Here is an 18,883-nt window from a genome sequence, read left to right on the forward strand (position 1 = left end):
CTCCGACCCTCTTCGTCTCGCAATTCGAATGGCATCGCCAGCGCTCCAGGCCATAGCGGCTGGATGTAGGGACGAATGGACGGTGCTGAGATCTGGTATGTTGGTCGGGTGTCGGCCATCGGTGCCATAATCATTTTCTGTCCGCCCAGTCCTATCGAGTTCGGGCGGAAACCAAAAGCGGCTTTTCTTCCCAGCATACCCAGCCACTTGCGGCTCGTCCTAAGCCTTGCGTTAACCATTATTCGCTAGCGACCTCATGGCAGGCAGCCGCGGGGGCGGCCGCCATATGGAAGGGGTCGCTCATCTTGCCGCAATCAGCCTTGAAGCCCGTCGCCAGCACTTTTTCGGGCGTGCAGTCGCGTGTCACCGGTCATGTCGCACCCGGGTTCGAACCCGTGGTCCAGGCTTTTGCCGCGCCGATCCAGGCCCGCGCCGCATTGGGAGCGGCCTGCACGATCTACCACCGCGGCGAGAAGGTGGTCGACCTCCAGGGCGGCTGGAGGGAAAAGTCGCGCAGCGAGGGTTGGGACGACCGGACCGCCGCGCTAGTCTATTCGCTGACCAAGGGTCTTACCGGCATGGCTGCGGCCGTCGCCGTATCGCGCGGCCTTTTCTCCTATGACGAGCCGGTCGCCCATGTGTGGCCCGAGTTCGCAGCGCACGGGAAAGGCCGGATGACCATCGGCGAAGCGCTGAGCGAGCAGGGCGGACTGGCCGCAATCGACTTCAAGCTGACGCTGGACAACATGGGCGACGAAGACGCGATCTGCGCGGCTATTGCGGCGCAGAAGCCCAACTGGAAGCCGGGCGAGCACTCGGGCAACCACGCCTATTCGCTCGGCTGGATTGCCAGCGAGCTGATCCATCGCCGCGATCCGCAGGGCCGCAGGCTCGGTCGCTTCTTCGCCGAGGAAGTCGCAGGACCGCTTGGCGTCGATGTATTCCTCGGGCTGCCCGATACGGCCAACCGCGACCGTCTTGCACGGATCGAGGGGTTCCATATGCAGGACCTCTTCATCCGCCACACCACCATGCCGTGGCCGCTCACCTTCGCCATGTGCCTGCCGGGCACGCTCGCGTTTCGCACGCTCAACAATCCGCTCATCCTCGAAGGACCGGGCGCGCTCGACTGCGAGGAGTTCTGGCGGGTCGGGCAGGGCGGTGCGGGCGGCATCGCGTCTTCCGCAGGGCTGGCCGCGATCTACCAGGCATTTGCCGAGGGTGGCGAGAAACTGGCCATCACGCCCGAGGTGATGGACTACCTGAAGCGGGGGCACGCGCATCCGAAGAAGGGCCTGCGCGACGAGGTGCTGACCGCCGACATGTATTATTCGCTCGGCTTCGAGAAGCCGTTCGACGAATGGGAATTCGCCCGCACCCGCAGCGCCTTCGGCAGCTTCGCGGTGGGCGGCTCGCTCGCGTATGCCGACCCCGATGACGAGGTCGCCTACGCCTGGATCACCAATACGCTCGGAACGGGCAAGTGGGACGATCCGCGCGAGAAGATCGTGCGAGATGCCTTTTACCGCTGCCTGGAGACGATCGTGTGAGCATCGCACAGATCGTCCTCTCGGACCTCCATCTCGGTGCGCGTGATAGCCTGCTGACCCACGTAAACGGCGCGGGCGAAATCGCCGACGGCCCTTCGGAGGTTCTTGCCAGTTTCGCCAATGCGCTGCGCGAGACCTTGAAGGATGATGAGAAGCCGCAGCTGGTCCTTCTCGGCGATGCGTTGGACCTCGGTCTGTCGCCTTTTGGTGACGTGTCGAAGAGCTTCCTGCAGCTGATCGACGCCTTTTTCCCTAAGGCCGGGCGCGAGATCTTCAGCCGTGACATCGTCTACATCGCGGGCAATCACGATCACCACCTGTGGCGCATGGCGCAGGATCACTGCTTCGTTACCGAGGTAATGGACGGCAAGGTCCCGGGCGACCTCGAACACATCACCACCATCACCGGCACGCCCAAGCATCGCTGCAGGATGATGGAATCGCTGATCGCGCACCGCCCGCATCTTGCAGGCGCGCATGTCCACATCGCCTATCCCAACTGGGGCATTACCGACCGCCAGCGTGGTCGTGCGGTGGTCATGCATCACGGCCACTATCTCGACTCCATGTACCGCGCGCTATCCAATTTCCGCGGCTTCCTCGACGGCAGCGAACCGCGCCCCGCAACGATGCACGAGCTGGAAGAACAGAACGGTCCGTGGATCGACTTCCTCTGGTCCGATCTCGGCAGCGCCGGGCAAATCGGCGGCGAGGCAGGTACGCTTTACCAGACCATGCTGAGCGCAGGCGCGAGCCACGACATGGCCGAAGCTATCGCGCGCCGCGTGACCGGCGGGCTGCATTCGAAACTCGGCATCAATCCGAAGATCGAGCTGAAGTACGGCATCACGCTCGACAATCTCATTCGCGCCGGCGTCGACCTGACCGCAGGCCGCGGTGCGGAGAAGCAGCGCGAAGGCTATCGCCACGTTCTGGGCGATGACGAGATCGACGATATCGGCTGGTATCTCTCGATCCCGATGGCTGCGCAGCTGCGTGAGGAACTTGGCGAGCTTCCGCGTGAGATGCAGTTCGTTTTCGGCCATACGCACAAGCCGTTCCAGGACGAGCTGATGGTCGATGGCTACGATCTGCCCGTCGGTGTCTTCAACACTGGCGGCTGGGTGCTCGACGAGCCGGGCCTCATGCCTGTGCAGGGCTGCGCCGCCATGCTCGTTTCGGACGAGCTCGAAGTCGCATCGCTGCGCCTGTTCAACGATCCGGTCGACGGGGTGATGAACCCGGTTCGCGTAGAGGGAAGCGGACGCGAGACGAAGCTGGTGGGTGAGGTCGCCGCGGCAGTCGAAGCAGCCGAAAGCCACTGGGCCGAATTCTCGCGCGCCGTCCATGCGCGCATCGACGAGGAGGGCGACAAGCGTGTTCGCGACTTCCTCGAAAAGTCCAACGACATGCGGGAGGCCGCAGAATGACCCGGCAGAAGCGCATCGCAAAGCCGTTCTCGCAGGCGAAGAAGCACTACACTGCCATCGTCATCGGCTCGGGTTATGGCGCGGGCGTCGCCGCCAGCCGTCTGGCGCGTGCGGGGCAGGATGTCTGCGTGCTAGAGCGCGGGAAGGAATTCCTTCCGGGCGAATATCCAGACAAGCTGGCAGACGCGCAGGGCGCGATGCAGTTTAATGCCAAGGGCGGCCGGATCGGCGAGCCCGACGCATTGTTCGAAGTCCATGTGAACGATGACCAGTATGCGCTGGTCGGTTGCGGGCTCGGCGGGACTTCCCTGATCAATGCCAATGTCGCGCTTGAGCTCGAAAAGCGCCTGCTGGACGAGGCCCACTGGCCCGCCGCGTTCCGCGAGGACCGAGAAGAGATCGACGCCTATTACGAACGCGCACGCGAAATGCTCGCACCCAATCCCTATCCCGAAAGCTATCCCGCTCTCGGCAAGCTGGAAGCGCTCGAGCACTCGGCAAAGGCGATGGGCAAGCGCTTCTACAAGACGCCGATCAACGTCACTTTCGAGGACAAGACCAACCGCTTCGGCGTGCCGCAGCCGGCCTGCACCAATTGCGGCGACTGCGTTTCGGGTTGCAATGTCGGTGCGAAGAACACCACGCTGATGAACTATCTCCCCGATGCTGCGAACCACGGGGCGGAAATCTTCACACAGGCGAAGGTGCTGTGGATCGAGCGTGATGGCGAGCAATGGCGTGTCCACCTCGAGGCCAACGGCAAGGATGCCGCGAAGGGCCCTTCGAGCGTTACTGCCGATCATGTCGTCCTCGGCGCCGGCACGATCGGCTCCACCGAGATCCTGCTTCGCTCGCGCGAACGCGGCCTGACGCTCTCGAAGCGATTGGGCGAAGGCTTTTCAGGCAATGGCGATGCGCTCGGCTTTGCGTACGACAGCTACTTCAAGGCGGAGAAGCAGGGCGACGTGCTTACTGCGCAGCCGCTCCATGCGATCGGCGTCGGCGCGAACGATGTCGCCAAGGAAGCCTATCCTGGGCCCTGTATCACCGGCGTGATCGACATTCGCGATACCAATGACGTGACCAAGGGGCTGGTTATCGAGGAGGGCGTTGCTCCCGGCATCATCGGCATGGCGCTGGCACCGGCCTTCTTCTTCGGCGAGACGCTGGCGGACAGCTTCACGCGCTTCGGCATGGACCAGGTGAAACCCCGACTGCTTGATGCGAAGGCAATGGGCGAAGCCTTCCAGACCGATCCGGGAAGCATCGGAGAATGGGCCTACAAGGGACCGATGGCGCGCACGCAGACTTATCTCGTCATGAGCGTCGACGATTCCCACGGGCAGCTGAAGCTCGAGGACGACCGGATCACGATCAGCTGGCCCGATGCAGGCAAGCAGGACACTTTCGTCCGCGACGACGACCTCATGCGCCAGGCAGCAGAAGCGATCCAGGCGCAGTATTTCTCCGATCCGATCTGGAACGAGCAGATGGGCCGCAAGCTCATCACCGTCCACCCGATCGGCGGCTGCGGGATGGGCGACGATGCGAGCCGCGGCGTGGTCGACGACACATGCCGCGTGTTTTCCGGCGAGAGCGGAACCGAAGTCCACGAAGGCCTCTATGTCTGCGACGGTGCCGCGCTGCCTGGTGCAGTCGGCGTGAACCCGCTGCTCACCATTACCGCCGTCGCCGAACGCGCGCTCGAAAAGATGGCGCACCGCAACGGTTGGTCTATCGACTACACCCTTGCTGCCGAAGGGCCTTTGCCCGAGCCGGTCGAGGACAATTGCGGGGTCGATGACGAACCCTTCAAGGTCGATTTCGGCAGCAAGCTCGAATTGTCGGTCGCCAAATGGGTGGCGGGCCACGCCATCGATCCGGTCTCGCGACAGATCGAGGCAGCGGCCATGCATTTCGAGGGCGGTGCGCTGGACGAGGGCAAGCAGGCCATCCGCAAGCTAGTGAAGGAGCATCCCGAGGCGATGAGCCCGGGTCTTGCCTTCACCGAAACTATGGCCGGCCACATCAGCGCCACCGGCTGCCATCACAAGCCCTGCGATCATGCCGAGCGCATTCGCGACGACTATGCGAATGGCGCCGCCTGGGGCCGCGCGGAAGGCAGCGAATGCAGCTTCCTGCTCACTGTGACGACCGAAAATCTCCACCGTATGATCGAGGAGCGCGAGCATCGCTCGGCGATCACCGGCAGCGTTCTGGTGAGCGAGATCTCTGAAGAGCCACTGAAAGTGCGGGAAGGCACGTTCCGCCTGCTGGTCGCCGATCCGGGCAAGCCGGAAAGCTGGAAGATGCTCTACGACATGGTGCTGGAAGGCCCGGACGGTCCTATCCACTTCCACGGCTTCAAGACGCTCCAGCAGCGCGGCAAGTCCGATCCCTGGACCGATCTCACCACGCTATTCGTGACCCTGCGCCACGGAGAGGATGAGAGCGGCGAGCTGATCGGTCGCGGCGTTCTCAAGCTCGGTGTCAATGAATTCATGCGCCAGCTGACAACCATCGAGGTGCATGACGCAGACACACTCGTCGGGCATGTCGTGAACCTGATCCCCAAGGCGAAGAAGGCGATCGAGACCTATTTCACAGCGAAGTACGCGGGCTTCTTCGCGATGACCGTCTTTCGTGCTTATGGCGGGATGCTGGCGACGCTGAACGATTTCCCGAAGAGTGATTTCGAGAATTACGTCCCGCGCGAAATGCGCCTGCCACCAGCAGAGAAACACATCGTTGCCACTGGCGACGGAGTGAATATCGGCCTCACCCGCTATCGCGGCGGCTCGCGCGGGCCGCTGGTCCTCGCGCCGGGCTTCTCTGTCCGCGCCTCGAGCTTCGCGACGCCGACGGTCGACGAGAACCTGACCGAGAGCCTCGTCGCCAAGGGATACGACGTATGGCTGTTCGATTATCGTGCCAGCAATGATGCGGGCAATGATGTCGAACGTCCGCCCGAATTTATGATCGACGATATCGCACGCTACGACTGGCCTGCGGCGGTTGCCAAGATTCGTGAGACCACCGGAGCCGAAAGCGTGCAGGCGCTCGCGCATTGTGTGGGTTCGATGAGCCTGTTGATGGGTATCGGTGCCGGCCACGTTTCTGGTGTGCGGTCGCTGATTAGCTCGCAGCTGACGCTCCATCCGGTCACCGACTGGCTAAATTACCTCAAGGCCGATCTCGGTGTGGCTGGTGCGCTCTCGCAGATATCGCTGCTCGACGGGCATCTCGACTTCGTGAGCCAAGGTACCGAGACCGACTACGAGATCGACGCGGTAGCCTACCAGATACCGATGCCCGACGGGCAACAGTGCAAGAACCCGACCTGCCGCCGCGTTTTCGGCGTGTTCGGGCCCAGCTGGGATCACTCGCAGCTTGGCCACGACACGCATAATGCGCTCGGTAGCATGTTCAGCCGGGTTGCGCTGAAACCGTTCGAGCAGCTCGGCACGATTATGCACGAGGGTATCGCCGTCGATGCGGAGGGAAGGGGGGACTACACCTCGGCAGAGGCTGCGCGCCGGCTCGCGCTACCGATCAGCTTCCTGTCGGGCGCGACAAACCGCATCTTCTATCCCGAGAGCGGCCAGCGCACTCGCATGTGGCTCGCCGAGCACAATGGCAACGGCCTCTACCAGCAGCGCGTGGTCCCGAACTACGGCCACATGGACCTGTTCATCGGCTACAACGCGCACCGCGACGTCACGCCGATAATCCTTGAACAGCTGGAATGGCTGGATGCTCAGGGAGCGGCATCAACAAAAGTGGCGACCGGCTAAGACGGTGTTGCACTATTGTTACACAGCTCGATGCCGAGGGATGCGCTCTCTCGCATACGATTGCGCAAACTCCGCCCATATGCCTTTCTATCCATCCATGGATAGGGCGTTCTCGGCAATAATCTAATAATCCCGCTCGAGACGCCGTGGTGGGAGAGAGAACATGAGAAAGTTTTTGCTGGCGAGCAGCGCGCTCGCATTCGGCCTTTCGGTACCTGGTGTCGCCCTGGCTCAGGAGGCCGAGGAAACCCCGCAGGCCGGTGAAGAGGGCCAGGAAACCACGCTCGAAGAAACCACGGGCGCGCAGACGATCATCGTGACGGCAACTCGCCGTGCGCAGGACATCCAGGAAGTTCCGCTCGCGGTGACTGCGGTTGGCGCGGAAACTCTCGAGCGACAGGGCGTCGTCAACGTCCAGGAGATCACGCAGGTCGCCCCCAGCTTCTCGACCTCGAATGCCCAGCTGGCTTCCGGATCCGTGGTGCTGCGCATCCGCGGCGTGGGTACGACCTCGAACAATATCGGCTTCGAAAGTGCGGTCGGCATCTTCATCGACGGCGCCTACCAGTCGCGCCCCGGTGTCGCCCTTTCCGAGTTCGTCGATGTCGAGCGCGTCGAGGTCCTGCGCGGACCGCAGGGCACGCTGTTCGGCCGCAACACCTCGGCCGGTGCGCTCAACATCACCAACAACCGCCCGGACCTGAACGAGTTCGGCGGATTCGCGAACGCCACCTATGGCAATCGCAACCTCCTCAGCGTCCAGGGCGCAATCAACGCGCCGCTGGTCGAGAACACTCTCGCACTGCGCCTGACCGGTGCCTATCGCGAGCGTGACGGTTACATCACGCTGCAGGATGCAACCGGTGCAGAGATTGGCGAATCCAACGGCGCCGACCAGTACCTCATCCGTGGCCAGCTCGGCTTCGAGACCGAGGGTGGCATTCGCGGCCGCATCATCGGCGACTATACCGAAAGCACCGCCCCCTTCGGCGCAGCGCTCGAAGTGCTGCAGTCGCCCGTCGAGACTGCCGGCCTGTTCGGCCTAGTCGGCCTTGGTGCACGCGGCGGCATGTCGGGGCCAGAGGTTGCCACCAGTCCCTTCGATCGCACGTCCGCCCAGGCAGCCGCGGATTCGCGTATCGCATCGGTTAACTTCGAACCGATCACCGAGGTCGACCAGTGGGGTGTCACTGGCGAAATCGAGATCCCTCTCGGGGACAGCGCCGACATCGTCTACATCGGCAGCTACCGCGAATATAATGCCCTCGAAGCATACGATTCCGATTTCTCCGGCATCGACGTGTTCAATGTCACGAGCAACGTGACCGAGATCGAGACGATGACGCACGAACTGCGCATCCAGGGCGATGCGTGGGATGGCCGTCTCGAATGGCTGGTCGGCGGCTACTATGCCGAGGAAGATATTGCGCAGGCGGCCAGCTTCGAGCTGGGCGAGGACTACGGTGAGCTCATCGGTGCCCTGCTGTTTGCTCCTACGGGCGGTGCGCTCGGCCCGAACCCGCTCACCGTCTTCTCGGGCGGGATCGATCCGGCTGGCACGACCAACACCAACCTCTATTCGCAGAACAGCACCAGCTGGTCGGTGTTCACGCACAATACGCTGGAGGTGGCGGACGGGCTGAAGCTGACGCTCGGCTTGCGCTATTCGGACGAGAGTAAGGACGGTGCCTTCGCGCAGGGTAACAACAGCAACACCCTGTGTCCGGCCATCCTCGGCGCGATCGGTGCCGGTGCGGTACCTGCTCCGCTGGTCAACACGATCTTCGGAACGGGTTGTTTCGCCTTCACCGCACCTGCGGACCTTCCGGCAGCGGCGGTGTTCCCCCTGCCGCGGACATTCGCGGACACCTTCGAGGACAACGAGCTCATCTACACCGGCAAGATTGCCTATGAGTTCGATGCTCCGGTGAATGTCTACGCAAGCTTCACGCACGGCTATAAGGCCGGCGGTTTCAACCTCGATTCCACGGCAGCGGCCGGCGGTGCCGACCCGCGCTTCGCCTCGGAAGAGGTCGATGCCTACGAAGCGGGGCTGAAGGCACAGGCTCTCGATGACGCGCTCACTCTGAACGTGGCCGTCTTCCATGAGGAATTCAGCGACTTCCAGGTTCTCGAATTCACCGGTGCGCAGTTCACCACCTTCAATGTGCCGCGTGCGCTGACCACCGGTGTCGAGATCGAGACTGTTTGGCGTCCGTCGGCCAACCTCACCTTCAATGGCGGCCTGACCGCGATGAACGCGCGTTATCCCGACGATTGCGCGGGTGACCAGACGTCGCCGAACGTGTTGGCGCTGTGCGGCAATTCGTTGACGAACGCGCCGGACATCGTGGCCATCATGGGCGCGACCTACGAGAGGGACCTCGGCAACTATCTCGATTTCTTCCTCACCGGCCAGATCCGCATGGAAGACGATCGCCGTACCTCGACGCAGGCGGTGGATCCCTCGAACCTCGCGGCGGCCATTCCGGTGCCGTTCGATGTCCAGGACAGCAACGCCAAGATCAACCTGCGCGCCGGTATCGGTGCCCAGGACGACAGCTGGGCGCTGGAAGTCTTCGCCAACAACCTGACGAACCAGATCACCCGTGCGGTGACGTTCAACACGGTGCTGCGTTCGGGCTCGCGCTCGGCCTTCATTCAGGAACCGCGGAGCTACGGCATCACCCTGCGCGGCGCTTTCTAAGGCATCGCCCGACGTGACAGAGGGGCCGCTCGCCGATGGCGAGCGGCCCTTTTTATTGCCTAGGGCGAGGGCTGCGACTAGGCAGGCGCCATGAACGATACAGCACAACTGACAGGTCGCCCCGTCATTTCCTCCACCGGCCTTTTTACGCCGGAAGAGAGCATCACCAACGAAGAGCTGGTCGCGAGCTTCAACGAATATGTCCGGCGCCACAACGCAGAGAATGCGGCGGCGATCGAGGCAGGCGAGATGGAGCCGCTGTCCGAAAGCTCGGTCGAATTCATCGAGAAGGCGAGCGGCATCAAGGCGCGTCACGTCATGGCGAAAGAGCCGGTGCTCGATCCCGAAATCATGGCCCCGCGCTGGCCCGCGCGCTCGAACAACGAGCTCTCGATCCTGGCGGAGATCGGCGTGAAGGCTGCAATGCAGGCTCTCGAACGCGCCGGACGCGATCCGCAGGATGTCGACGCGGTGCTGTGCGCCGCATCGAACATGGAGCGCCCCTATCCGGCGATGGCCATTGAGATCCAGCAGGAGCTGGGCATCGACGGTTTCGGCTTCGACATGAACGTCGCTTGCTCTTCCGCCACCTTCGGCATCCAAACAGCGGCGGATTATATCCGGGCCGGCAATGCGAAGAGCGTGCTGGTCGTCAGCCCTGAAATCACCAGCGGGCACCTCAACTGGCGCGACCGGGACAGCCACTTCATCTTCGGCGATGTCGCGACCGCAGTGCTGGTCGAGGACGAAGCGGTCGCACCCAAGGAGCACTGGGACATCCTCGGGACCAAGCTCAAGACGGTGTTTTCGAACAACATCCGAAACAACTTCGGCTTCCTCAACCGCGCCTATCCGGAAGAGGCGGGCGGACCCGACAAGCTCTTCGTCCAGGAGGGCCGCAAGGTCTTCAAGGAAGTGGTGCCGATGGTTGCGCAAATGATCGTGGACGAGGCTGAACGGCTCGATCTCGATCCCCAAGGCCTGCGCCGCCTGTGGCTGCATCAGGCCAATACCGGCATGAACCGACTGATCGCACACCGCGTGCTCGGCCACGAGGCGAACGAGGACGAGAGCCCGACGGTATTGGACACCTACGGCAACACCTCGAGCGCGGGCTCAATCATCGCTTTCCACCTGCACAGCGACGACCTCGCCGAGGGCGATGTCGGGCTGATCTGCAGCTTCGGTGCGGGGTACTCCGCCGGAACGGTTTTCGTGCGCAAGACGGCCTGAACGGCTTGTGAGGGGCGAATCGAGCGCGTAAGCCCGCGGCATGGCAGGTGACCTACTCGACAGTCAGGGGCGGGGCGAAGTCTTCTCGACCCTGCCGCGCATCCATCCGGAAGGGCGCAAGTTCGGCATCGCCGCTTTCGGGCTTTCGCTGCTGTTCGCGCTGTTCGCGTGGGAAACGCTCGCCTGGCCGATGGCTTTCCTTTCGCTCGGCATTCTCGCGTTTTTCCGCGATCCCGATCGTGTCGTTCCGCAGGACGAGCGTTTTATCGTCTCGCCCGCCGACGGAACCGTGGCGCAGATTACCCAAGTCGATGCGCCGCACGAACTCGTCGTTGACGATGGCAGCGGGACCGAGGGGCTGGCGCCCGGGCCGGTGACACGTGTTTCGATCGTCCTTTCGATCTTCGACGTGCACATCAACCGCACGCCCATCTCAGGGATGGTCCGCCGCCTCGTCTACATACCGGGCAAGTTCGTTAATGCCGATCTCGACAAGGCCAGTGAGGACAACGAGCGCCAGCTCATCCTCATCGAGCGTTCGGACGGCGTGAAGGTCGGATTCGCCCAGATCGCGGGACTGATTGCGCGTCGTATCGTGCCGTTCGTGAAACCGGGCGATACGCTGGGCGTTGGACAGCGTGTGGGCATGATCCGGTTCGGAAGCCGCGTGGATGTATTCCTGCCGCGCGGAACCGGTTCGAAAGTCATGCTGGGCCAGAAGGTTATCGCAGGAGAGACTGTCATCGCAGAAATCGGATCGCAGCCGTTGCTCGAGGGAGTTTCGCAATGAGTACGCACGATGCCGATCCGCATCGCCAGTATGAAGAGCGCGCGCGTCTGGGGCCCAAGTCTGCCGAGGATGAAAAGCCCGTGATCGGAAAATCCCGTGGTTTGTCGCTGCGCGCAATGGCGCCAAATGCGATTACTGCGGCTGCCTTGTGTTCGGGCCTCACCGGAATCCGTTTCGCGATTTCGGAGCAATGGGCAGCGGCGGCGGTCGCAATTATCGTTGCTGGGTTGCTCGATGGAATGGATGGACGGATCGCCCGCGCACTCAACGCGCAGTCGCGCTTCGGCGCCGAACTCGACAGCCTGGCGGATTCGCTGAGCTTCGGCACTGCTCCAGCGATTATTCTCTATCTCTGGTCGCTTTCGGCGGAACCGCGCCTCGGTTGGTTTGCTGCCCTTGCGCTCGCTATCTGCTGTGCGCTGCGCCTTGCCCGCTTCAATGCCCAGATCGACATGCAGGAGCAGCCGCACAAGTCGCTGGGTTTCCTTACCGGCGTACCTGCGCCAATGGGGGCAGGGCTGGCGTTCATGCCCTATTACCTCTGGGCTGCGACTGACCTCGATTTCTTCCGCGCACCCGAACTCGTCGGCCCGTGGCTGATAGCGGTGGCGCTGCTGATGATCTCGAGCATGGCAACGCCAAGCTGGACGTCACTGCGTCCGCGGCGCGGCATTCGCTTGTGGGTGCTTGCTTTCGTGGGGCTGCTGTTTGCGGCGCTGCTCGTTGAGCCCTGGTGGACGCTGAGCGTGATCGGGATCGGCTATCTAGTCCTGCTGCCTTTTACGCTGATCCGCTATGCGAAAGTCAGGCGGCGCGCTGCGTCGAGCGCCGAATAACCTGGCGGGCGCGGGGTGCACGCGCGAAGCCCAGGCTGCATTCCTGAAGGATCACCGGACGCTGGCCGACAGGGGCGCTTGCGTAACCGCGGTTCATGCGCTGCCGCAGCATGCCGAAAGCGGACCACCACCGCAGCCCGCTATCGGCAAGCACTCCGACCGCCGCCAGCGTGGCGAGGGTGAAGACGGCAATGAGGAACAGTGCGAACATTTCGATCATCTCCATACCCGCCTGCCTGTGCACAAGGCTGTTGACAGGCGGGGTAAGTTTACGGGAAAACCCCTAATGCCCGCCGGGTGTTCCGGCGATGAGAACAATGTTCTCGCTTTGTTCCGGTCTGTCAAGCGCTTTTTGCGGCCGGATTCCCTTTTTTGGCGGTGAATTGAGTCTGGCTTTCTGCCGGAAAGCCCACTATGTGCGCGCCGTTCGCCATAGAATCGGCCAATTCGGGTCAATTCGAAGGGCGGGCAAATCCACATGGAAGGCGCTCATACCGGTGCCCGATCGCGGGATACTCCGCATCACGGGTTCCAGCCTTCCAGAGGTACAACCGGAAAGGAAATGACCATGGCGGCTCCTACCGTCACCATGCAGCAACTGATCGAGGCCGGCGCACACTTCGGCCACCAGACCCACCGTTGGAACCCGCGCATGAAGCCGTACATCTTCGGCGCGCGCAACGGCATCCACATCATCGACCTGTCGCAGTCCGTGCCGCTCTTCGCGCGCGCTCTCGACTTCATCAGCTCGACCGCACGTTCGGGCGGCAAGGTCCTGTTCGTCGGCACCAAGCGCCAGGCGCAGGACCCGATCCGCGAAGCTGCGCTTGCCTCGGGCCAGCACTTCGTCAACCACCGCTGGCTGGGCGGCATGCTCACCAACTGGAAGACGATTTCGCAGTCGATCAAGGAACTCAAGACCCTTGAGGAAAAGCTTTCGGGTGACACCGGCGGCCTGACCAAGAAGGAAGTCCTGAACCTGACGCGCAAGAAGGACAAGCTCGAGCTTTCGCTCGGCGGCATCCGCGACATGGGCGGCATTCCGGACATCATGTTCGTCATCGACGCCAACAAGGAAGACCTCGCCATCAAGGAAGCCAACGTGCTTGGCATCCCCGTGGTCGCCGTGCTCGACACCAATGTCGATCCGAACGGCATCGCCTTCCCGATCCCGGGCAATGACGACGCTGCCCGCGCCATCAAGCTCTATTGCGATGCGGTTGCCGAAGCTGCACGCAGCGGCAAGGGCGAAGGCGTGACCGACAGCGGCAAGGACGTCGGCGCGATGGAAAATCCGCCGGAAGAAGCTGCGGCCTAAGGCCCATTTGTGAGGCGGGGGCGCCATGTTCCCGTCGCACAAGCGAACTAAGCGCCGGGCCGCTGACCACAGCAGGCCCGGTGCCTACGCATTCAAGATACCAAGAAGGAAATTACCATGGCTGCATTCACTGCCGCTGACGTAAAGGCCCTGCGCGAGAAGACCGGCGCGGGCATGATGGACGCCAAGAAGGCTCTCGAAGCCGCAAACGGCGATATCGAAGCCGCAGTCGACGCGCTGCGCGCCAAGGGTCTTGCCACCGCCCAGAAGAAGTCGAGCCGTACCGCGGCCGAAGGCCTTGTCGGCCTCGCCGTCGAAGGCACCAAGGGCGTTGCCGTCGAAGTGAACTCGGAAACCGACTTCGTCGCGAAGAACGACAAGTTCCAGGACTTCGTCCGCAAGACCACCACTGTCGCGCTCGGCGTGGACGGTGACGATGTCGAAGCCCTCAAGGCGGCCGGCTATCCCGAAGGCGGCACCGTCACCGAGAAGCTGACCGACAACGTCGCCACCATCGGCGAGAACCAGCAGATCCGCCGCATGAAGACCGTTTCGGTCACCAACGGCGTGATCGTGCCCTACATGCACAACGCCGTCGCTCCCGACCTCGGCAAGATCGGCGTTCTCGTCGCTCTCGAAAGCGAAGGTGACAAGGCCAAGCTCGAAGACCTCGGCAAGAAGCTCGGCATGCATATCGCCGCGGCTTTCCCGCAGGCACTGACCGCTGAAGGCCTCGATGCTGGCGTTATCGCCCGCGAGCGTGCCATCGCCCAGGAAAAGGCTGCCGAAAGCGGCAAGCCCGAAAACGTCCAGGAAAAGATGGTCGAAGGCGCAATCAACAAGTACGCCAAGGAAAACGCCCTGCTCAGCCAGATCTACGTGATCGACAACAAGACGCCGATCGCACAGGTCGTCGAGCAGGCCGCCAAGGAAGTCGGTGCCAAGGTCGAACTGGTGGACTACGTCCGCTTCCAGCTCGGTGAAGGCATCGAGAAGGAAGAGAGCGATTTCGCAGCAGAAGTCGCCGCTGCCGTCGCCGGCTAAGCGCTCTTTGCTTCTGAAAGAAATGGGCCGCCGGAGTTCGCTCCGGCGGCCTTTTTCGTCCAACCGACTGTTGCCAGCGCCAATTGCTGTGTGGAGGCATCGTAATTTGCATCGATACCTGCATCGCGCAGCATGGTCGGATTGACGAAGGCTCCTGCGGCCGAAGAGCTTGCCAGCGAAGTGTATTCCTCGGGCGCGATGCCAGTCTCGACGACTTCCAGAAGGGCGCCGAGCTGGACCCAGGCCAGTTCACCCTCGACCAGGATGACGGCTTCCGGCGCAACCCTGCCGGTCATTGTCTCTTCTGCTGGCATGCCAGCCGGCTGTTCGGGAATCCCGTTCTTCACCAGGGCGCGGTGCGGGTGGGCGTTCTTCAACGCTTCCATCTTTTCACGAACCTCGCGGACTGCGGGGATGCCGCCACGGTAAGTGTCGCGCAGCTCTTGCGCGCGGACCACTTCGCTTTTCGCGATAGGAAAATCCCTACGCGCTCCTGCAACATGCACGGTGCGCGAATAGTCACGGCGGACGTAGCGCGAGCTTGCAAGCGCGGCTTCTGCAGAATTCCTGTCGGGTTCGATGACGATCTGGATCTGCATCTCTTCCACTGGCGCGCGCTGGGTGCCGCCTATTGCTGCATTTGGGCCGAAGGATTCCTTGGCGAGCTTACTATTGGCCAGCGATGGGCCGGTCTGGATGCCCGAGAAGATAGGGGGATCGAGCGGTCGCATGATTGCGTCCGACTGCGCTCCTGAATGGCGGGCAGGCGCTCCTTCGAGAGGTCTTGTGACGATTTGTGGAGTTGGCGGCTCCAGCGTCGCTGGTTGCCAGTCATCGCGTTTCTTCGTCACTTGCATAGCTATCGGTGCGGCTTGGACACTCTGATAGCTCACCTTGGCCGGTTCTTCCGGGGCCAGTGTTTCTGCGGTAAGCGTGACCTCCCTCAAGACGAATTCGGCCTGCGCGGCGACACTGCGCGGAACTCGTATTGGTTCGTCTGGTTCTGCGTCATTTTGGGGCTGGGGCCCTTCAGAGAACCCGTCGGTCAACGTGTAGGCTAGGATGCCCAAGGTGATCGCCGCGGCGGGTGTAAGGAAACCGGCGACATTTAGGGCCAGGTGGCGACTGTCTTGCGCGCTGGCCATTCCAGCCCTCTGTCGCTCATGCAAAGACGGCCGGTAGGTAACCACCGGCGGCGATTGAGCGGGTCCGAATACACGCGATCCAGCCAATATCTGTACCTCCCAGAAGACTGCCGGGATGGCTCATTCTTACACGCAATTGTCAGGTCGAACAAAATCTGGACGATCAGGGTTCGCTTCGGCGGCCTTTTCCTTTTCAGAGCAAGCATGCACAGCTATCGCAACTAAGCAGTTCATCCCGGTGGAATTCCTCACGAATGGCCCAAAATTTCGTCACCAATCCCTCCAAGCTGTCGGAAGCCGCGATCCCTGCAGACGCAGCGTTGTTTGGTGAGGGGATTGCCTGGGACGACCACAAGATCGCCTACGCCGTTCGCTATGCCAAAGGCCGCGACGTACTCGATGTGGGCTGTGTCGAGCACGATCCCGAAAACTACCGCAGCCCATACTGGCTGCACAAGGCGCTGGCCGAGAGGGCCAAGTCTCTCAAGGGGCTGGATCTCAGCAAGCCGGGTGTCGAATTCCTGCAGGCGCGAGGCTTCGATATCAGTCATGGCGATGCGCAGAATTTCGAATTCGAGCAGGATTTCGATGTCATTGTAGCCGGCGACCTCGTCGAGCATCTCGAAGATCTCGGTGGCTTCATGCGCAGCGTGAAGCGCAACCTCAGGGCAGGGGGCGTGCTGGTCGTCTCTACGCCCAACCCCTGGTACTGGCGCAACGTGGTCAAGTCGGGTGTGAAAGGTGGGATCGTGGCCAACAATCCCGAGCATACCTGCTGGCTCGACCCGGTCACCTTCGGTCAGCTGGCCGCGCGGCACGGAATGGAGCTGGCGGATATCCGGTTCGGATCGCGTTTCGCACGTGACCGATTGCTGCCTCTGCCAAAGGGTATCAAGCACACCAGCTGGCATTGCGCAGTCCGCGTAACGGGCTGAGTGCGAGATGCGCCCCTTGGCAGCGCGGCAGTAGGGCACTAAGGCCGCGCAAACCTACTGAAAAGAGAATCTCCCGCATGACCCTTCCCAAGATGAACCGCGTCCTTCTAAAACTCTCGGGCGAGGTGTTGATGGGGGACCAGCAGTTCGGGATCGATCCGGCCTTCGTGCTGGAGCTCGCCAAGGAAGTGAAGGCGGCCAAGGAAACCGGACTCGAGATCTGTCTGGTAATCGGCGGTGGCAACATCTTCCGTGGCATGGCCGGTGCAGCACAAGGCATGGACCGCGCGCAGGCCGACTACATGGGCATGCTTGCTACGGTGATGAACGCACTCGCGATGCAGAGCGCGCTCGAGCAGATCGGTGTCGAGACCCGCGTGCAGAGCGCGGTGCAGATGGACCAAGTGTGCGAGCCGGTGATCCGCCGCCGCGCAGAGCGCCACCTCGAAAAAGGCCGCATCGTGATCTTCGCTGCCGGTGTTGGCGCACCGTATTTCACCACCGACAGCGGCGCAGCGCTGCGTGCCGCCGAAATGAAGTGCGACGCGCTGCTCAAGGGCACTAGCGTCGATGGTGTCTATGACAGCGACCCGAAGAAGAACCAGGACGCCAAGCGCTATGAAACCGTGAGTTACGGGAAGGTGCTGGCAGACAATCTCAAGGTCATGGACGCGAGCGCCGTTGCGCTGTGCCGCGACAACGACATTCCGATCGTGGTCTTCTCGATCCGCGAGAAGGGCAACCTGGCGCGCGTGCTCTCGAACGAGGGCGTACAGACCGTCGTGACCGATCACACCGCTTAAGAACGAACGACAAAACGAGGAAGCCAACCATGGCCAAGTACGACAAAGCCGACATCGAACGCCGCATGAAGGGCGCAGTCGAGAGCCTGAGGGGCGATCTTTCGGGCCTGCGCACCGGCCGCGCAAACACAAGCCTGCTCGATCCGGTCGTGGTCGAAGTCTACGGCTCGATGATGCCGCTGAACCAGGTCGCCACCGTATCGGCGCCCGAGCCGCGCATGCTGAGCGTTCAGGTATGGGACAAGGCCAATGTGACCGCGGTCGAAAAGGGTATCGCCAAGGCCAATCTCGGCCTCAACCCGATGATCGACGGCCAGAACGTCCGCCTGCCGATGCCCGACCTCACTGAAGAGCGCCGCAAGGACCTCGCGAAGGTCGCCAGCGAATACGGCGAGAAGGCCAAGATCGCGATCCGCAACGTTCGCCGCGACGGCATGGAAGCTTTGAAGGAAGACGAGAAGAAGAAGGAAATCTCGGAAGACGAGCAGAAGCGCATGGAGGGCGAAGTCCAGAAGATGACCGACGCCCACGTCGCCGAAGCGGACGAAGCCGTGGCCAAGAAGCAGCAGGAAATCCTGAGCCAGTAAGCGGCGCTCGGGGGCCTTCCAGGCATGACTGATACGACCCAGGAAGCCCGCCATGTTGCCATCATCATGGATGGCAACGGGCGCTGGGCGAAGCGCAAGCACCTGCCGCGGGCCATGGGCCACCGCAAGGGCGTGGAGGCGGTGCGCGAACTCGTGCGCAGTCTCAAGGAAACGCCGATCGAATGCCTGACGCTCTACGCGTTCAGCAGCGAAAACTGGAAGCGGCCCGACGAAGAGGTCGACGATCTGATGAACCTGATGCGCAAGTTCATCAAATCGGACCTGCCCGAATTTATCGCGAATGACGTGAAGCTGCATATCCTCGGCGACTGGCGCGGCCTTGCGCCCGATATCGTCGAAATGCTCGAGGATGCGCTGGAGCAGACGTCGAAGGGCTCACGCACGCTCGCAGTCGCGCTCAACTACGGTGCGCAGGCCGAGATCGTGCAGGCTGCACGGCTGGCTGCCGAGGCCGGCGAGATCACGGAAGAGAGCATCGAGGCCAATCTTTATTCGGCCGACCTTCCACCGCTTGATCTCCTTATCCGCACGAGCGGGGAAGTGCGGCTGTCCAATTTCCTCTTGTGGCAATGCGCCTATGCGGAAATGATCTTCACCGACGTGCTATGGCCCGACTTCACGCCCGCGCACCTGCAGGATGCGCTGGACCAGTTCGCGGGCAGGGAGAGACGCTTTGGGGGCAGGTGATGC

At 62.4% G+C, this 18,883-nt stretch carries 15 protein-coding genes; 13 read left to right on the forward strand and 2 right to left on the reverse strand.

Annotation, left to right across the window (positions count from 1 at the left end; genetic code table 11):
• Positions 1-320 precede the first annotated feature (320 nt).
• The 7 genes from ACZ1G8_RS10715 to ACZ1G8_RS10745 all read left to right on the forward strand — a co-directional run bounded on the left by ACZ1G8_RS10715 (position 321) and on the right by ACZ1G8_RS10745 (position 12,340).
• Complete coding sequence (locus ACZ1G8_RS10715; protein WP_472679384.1) at positions 321-1,550, forward strand: serine hydrolase domain-containing protein; 1,230 nt, start codon at positions 321-323, stop codon at positions 1,548-1,550.
• Entirely contained in the window at positions 1,547-2,980 is a 1,434-nt protein-coding gene (locus ACZ1G8_RS10720; protein ID WP_472679385.1) for a metallophosphoesterase, read from the forward strand. Before ACZ1G8_RS10715 ends, ACZ1G8_RS10720 begins: the two co-directional genes overlap by 4 nt.
• Complete coding sequence (locus ACZ1G8_RS10725; protein WP_472679386.1) at positions 2,977-6,774, forward strand: GMC oxidoreductase; 3,798 nt, start codon at positions 2,977-2,979, stop codon at positions 6,772-6,774. The genes ACZ1G8_RS10720 and ACZ1G8_RS10725 overlap by 4 nt, the downstream gene beginning before the upstream one ends.
• Positions 6,775-6,937: 163 nt before the next feature.
• Entirely contained in the window at positions 6,938-9,481 is a 2,544-nt protein-coding gene (locus tag ACZ1G8_RS10730; protein ID WP_472679387.1) for a TonB-dependent receptor, read from the forward strand.
• A 90-nt stretch (positions 9,482-9,571) separates the two neighbouring features.
• Entirely contained in the window at positions 9,572-10,714 is a 1,143-nt protein-coding gene (locus tag ACZ1G8_RS10735; protein ID WP_472679388.1) for a beta-ketoacyl-ACP synthase III, read from the forward strand.
• A gap of 40 nt (positions 10,715-10,754) precedes the next feature.
• A complete protein-coding gene (locus ACZ1G8_RS10740; protein WP_472679389.1) occupies positions 10,755-11,504 on the forward strand; it encodes a phosphatidylserine decarboxylase in 750 nt (249 codons plus the stop codon).
• The gene (locus tag ACZ1G8_RS10745) at positions 11,501-12,340 is read left to right on the forward strand and encodes a CDP-alcohol phosphatidyltransferase family protein (protein ID WP_472679390.1); all 840 of its coding nucleotides are present in this window, start codon (positions 11,501-11,503) and stop codon (positions 12,338-12,340) included. The genes ACZ1G8_RS10740 and ACZ1G8_RS10745 overlap by 4 nt, the downstream gene beginning before the upstream one ends.
• Here the strand turns inward: ACZ1G8_RS10745 and ACZ1G8_RS10750 are convergent.
• The gene (locus tag ACZ1G8_RS10750; RefSeq protein ID WP_472679391.1) at positions 12,309-12,560 is read right to left on the reverse strand and encodes a hypothetical protein; all 252 of its coding nucleotides are present in this window, start codon (positions 12,558-12,560) and stop codon (positions 12,309-12,311) included. The genes ACZ1G8_RS10745 and ACZ1G8_RS10750 overlap by 32 nt on opposite strands.
• Positions 12,561-12,908: 348 nt before the next feature.
• Between ACZ1G8_RS10750 and rpsB the strand changes: the two genes are divergently transcribed.
• The gene (gene rpsB / locus ACZ1G8_RS10755) at positions 12,909-13,658 is read left to right on the forward strand and encodes a 30S ribosomal protein S2 (protein WP_472679392.1); all 750 of its coding nucleotides are present in this window, start codon (positions 12,909-12,911) and stop codon (positions 13,656-13,658) included.
• Between the two features lie 117 nt (positions 13,659-13,775).
• Positions 13,776-14,702: a translation elongation factor Ts gene (gene tsf / locus ACZ1G8_RS10760; RefSeq protein ID WP_472679393.1), complete on the forward strand. Its 927-nt coding sequence runs from the start codon at positions 13,776-13,778 to the stop codon at positions 14,700-14,702.
• Here the strand turns inward: tsf and ACZ1G8_RS10765 are convergent.
• On the reverse strand, positions 14,699-15,892 hold the full coding sequence (locus ACZ1G8_RS10765; protein WP_472679394.1) for a hypothetical protein: 1,194 nt from the start codon (positions 15,890-15,892) through the stop codon (positions 14,699-14,701). The genes tsf and ACZ1G8_RS10765 overlap by 4 nt on opposite strands.
• A gap of 209 nt (positions 15,893-16,101) precedes the next feature.
• Between ACZ1G8_RS10765 and ACZ1G8_RS10770 the strand changes: the two genes are divergently transcribed.
• The 4 genes from ACZ1G8_RS10770 (at position 16,102) to uppS (ending at position 18,880) form a co-directional block, all read left to right on the forward strand.
• Positions 16,102-16,782, forward strand: coding sequence for a class I SAM-dependent methyltransferase (locus ACZ1G8_RS10770; RefSeq protein ID WP_472679395.1), 681 nt, complete (start codon positions 16,102-16,104; stop codon positions 16,780-16,782).
• A 77-nt stretch (positions 16,783-16,859) separates the two neighbouring features.
• Complete coding sequence (pyrH, locus tag ACZ1G8_RS10775; protein ID WP_221428826.1) at positions 16,860-17,585, forward strand: UMP kinase; 726 nt, start codon at positions 16,860-16,862, stop codon at positions 17,583-17,585.
• Between the two features lie 29 nt (positions 17,586-17,614).
• Positions 17,615-18,172, forward strand: a complete 558-nt coding sequence (gene frr, locus ACZ1G8_RS10780) for a ribosome recycling factor (RefSeq protein WP_222442101.1) — start codon at positions 17,615-17,617, stop codon at positions 18,170-18,172.
• Positions 18,173-18,196: 24 nt separating this feature from the next.
• Positions 18,197-18,880, forward strand: a complete 684-nt coding sequence (gene uppS / locus ACZ1G8_RS10785; RefSeq protein ID WP_472679396.1) for a polyprenyl diphosphate synthase — start codon at positions 18,197-18,199, stop codon at positions 18,878-18,880.
• Positions 18,881-18,883 lie beyond the last annotated feature (3 nt).

The sequence above is a fragment of the Qipengyuania sp. BR81-2 genome, from assembly GCF_055693895.1.

What these genes read in the sequence shown, in the direction of transcription:
- ACZ1G8_RS10735 (WP_472679388.1), top strand. Translation starts at nt 9,572, where the DNA reads ATGAACGATACAGCACAACTGACAGGTCGCCCCGTCATTTCCTCCACC.
- ACZ1G8_RS10730 (WP_472679387.1), top strand. Translation starts at nt 6,938, where the DNA reads ATGAGAAAGTTTTTGCTGGCGAGCAGCGCGCTCGCATTCGGCCTTTCG.
- tsf (WP_472679393.1), top strand. Translation starts at nt 13,776, where the DNA reads ATGGCTGCATTCACTGCCGCTGACGTAAAGGCCCTGCGCGAGAAGACC.
- ACZ1G8_RS10745 (WP_472679390.1), top strand. Translation starts at nt 11,501, where the DNA reads ATGAGTACGCACGATGCCGATCCGCATCGCCAGTATGAAGAGCGCGCG.
- uppS (WP_472679396.1), top strand. Translation starts at nt 18,197, where the DNA reads ATGACTGATACGACCCAGGAAGCCCGCCATGTTGCCATCATCATGGAT.
- rpsB (WP_472679392.1), top strand. Translation starts at nt 12,909, where the DNA reads ATGGCGGCTCCTACCGTCACCATGCAGCAACTGATCGAGGCCGGCGCA.
- pyrH (WP_221428826.1), top strand. Translation starts at nt 16,860, where the DNA reads ATGACCCTTCCCAAGATGAACCGCGTCCTTCTAAAACTCTCGGGCGAG.
- frr (WP_222442101.1), top strand. Translation starts at nt 17,615, where the DNA reads ATGGCCAAGTACGACAAAGCCGACATCGAACGCCGCATGAAGGGCGCA.
- ACZ1G8_RS10770 (WP_472679395.1), top strand. Translation starts at nt 16,102, where the DNA reads ATGGCCCAAAATTTCGTCACCAATCCCTCCAAGCTGTCGGAAGCCGCG.
- ACZ1G8_RS10740 (WP_472679389.1), top strand. Translation starts at nt 10,755, where the DNA reads ATGGCAGGTGACCTACTCGACAGTCAGGGGCGGGGCGAAGTCTTCTCG.
- ACZ1G8_RS10725 (WP_472679386.1), top strand. Translation starts at nt 2,977, where the DNA reads ATGACCCGGCAGAAGCGCATCGCAAAGCCGTTCTCGCAGGCGAAGAAG.
- ACZ1G8_RS10750 (WP_472679391.1), bottom strand. Translation starts at nt 12,560, where the DNA reads ATGATCGAAATGTTCGCACTGTTCCTCATTGCCGTCTTCACCCTCGCC.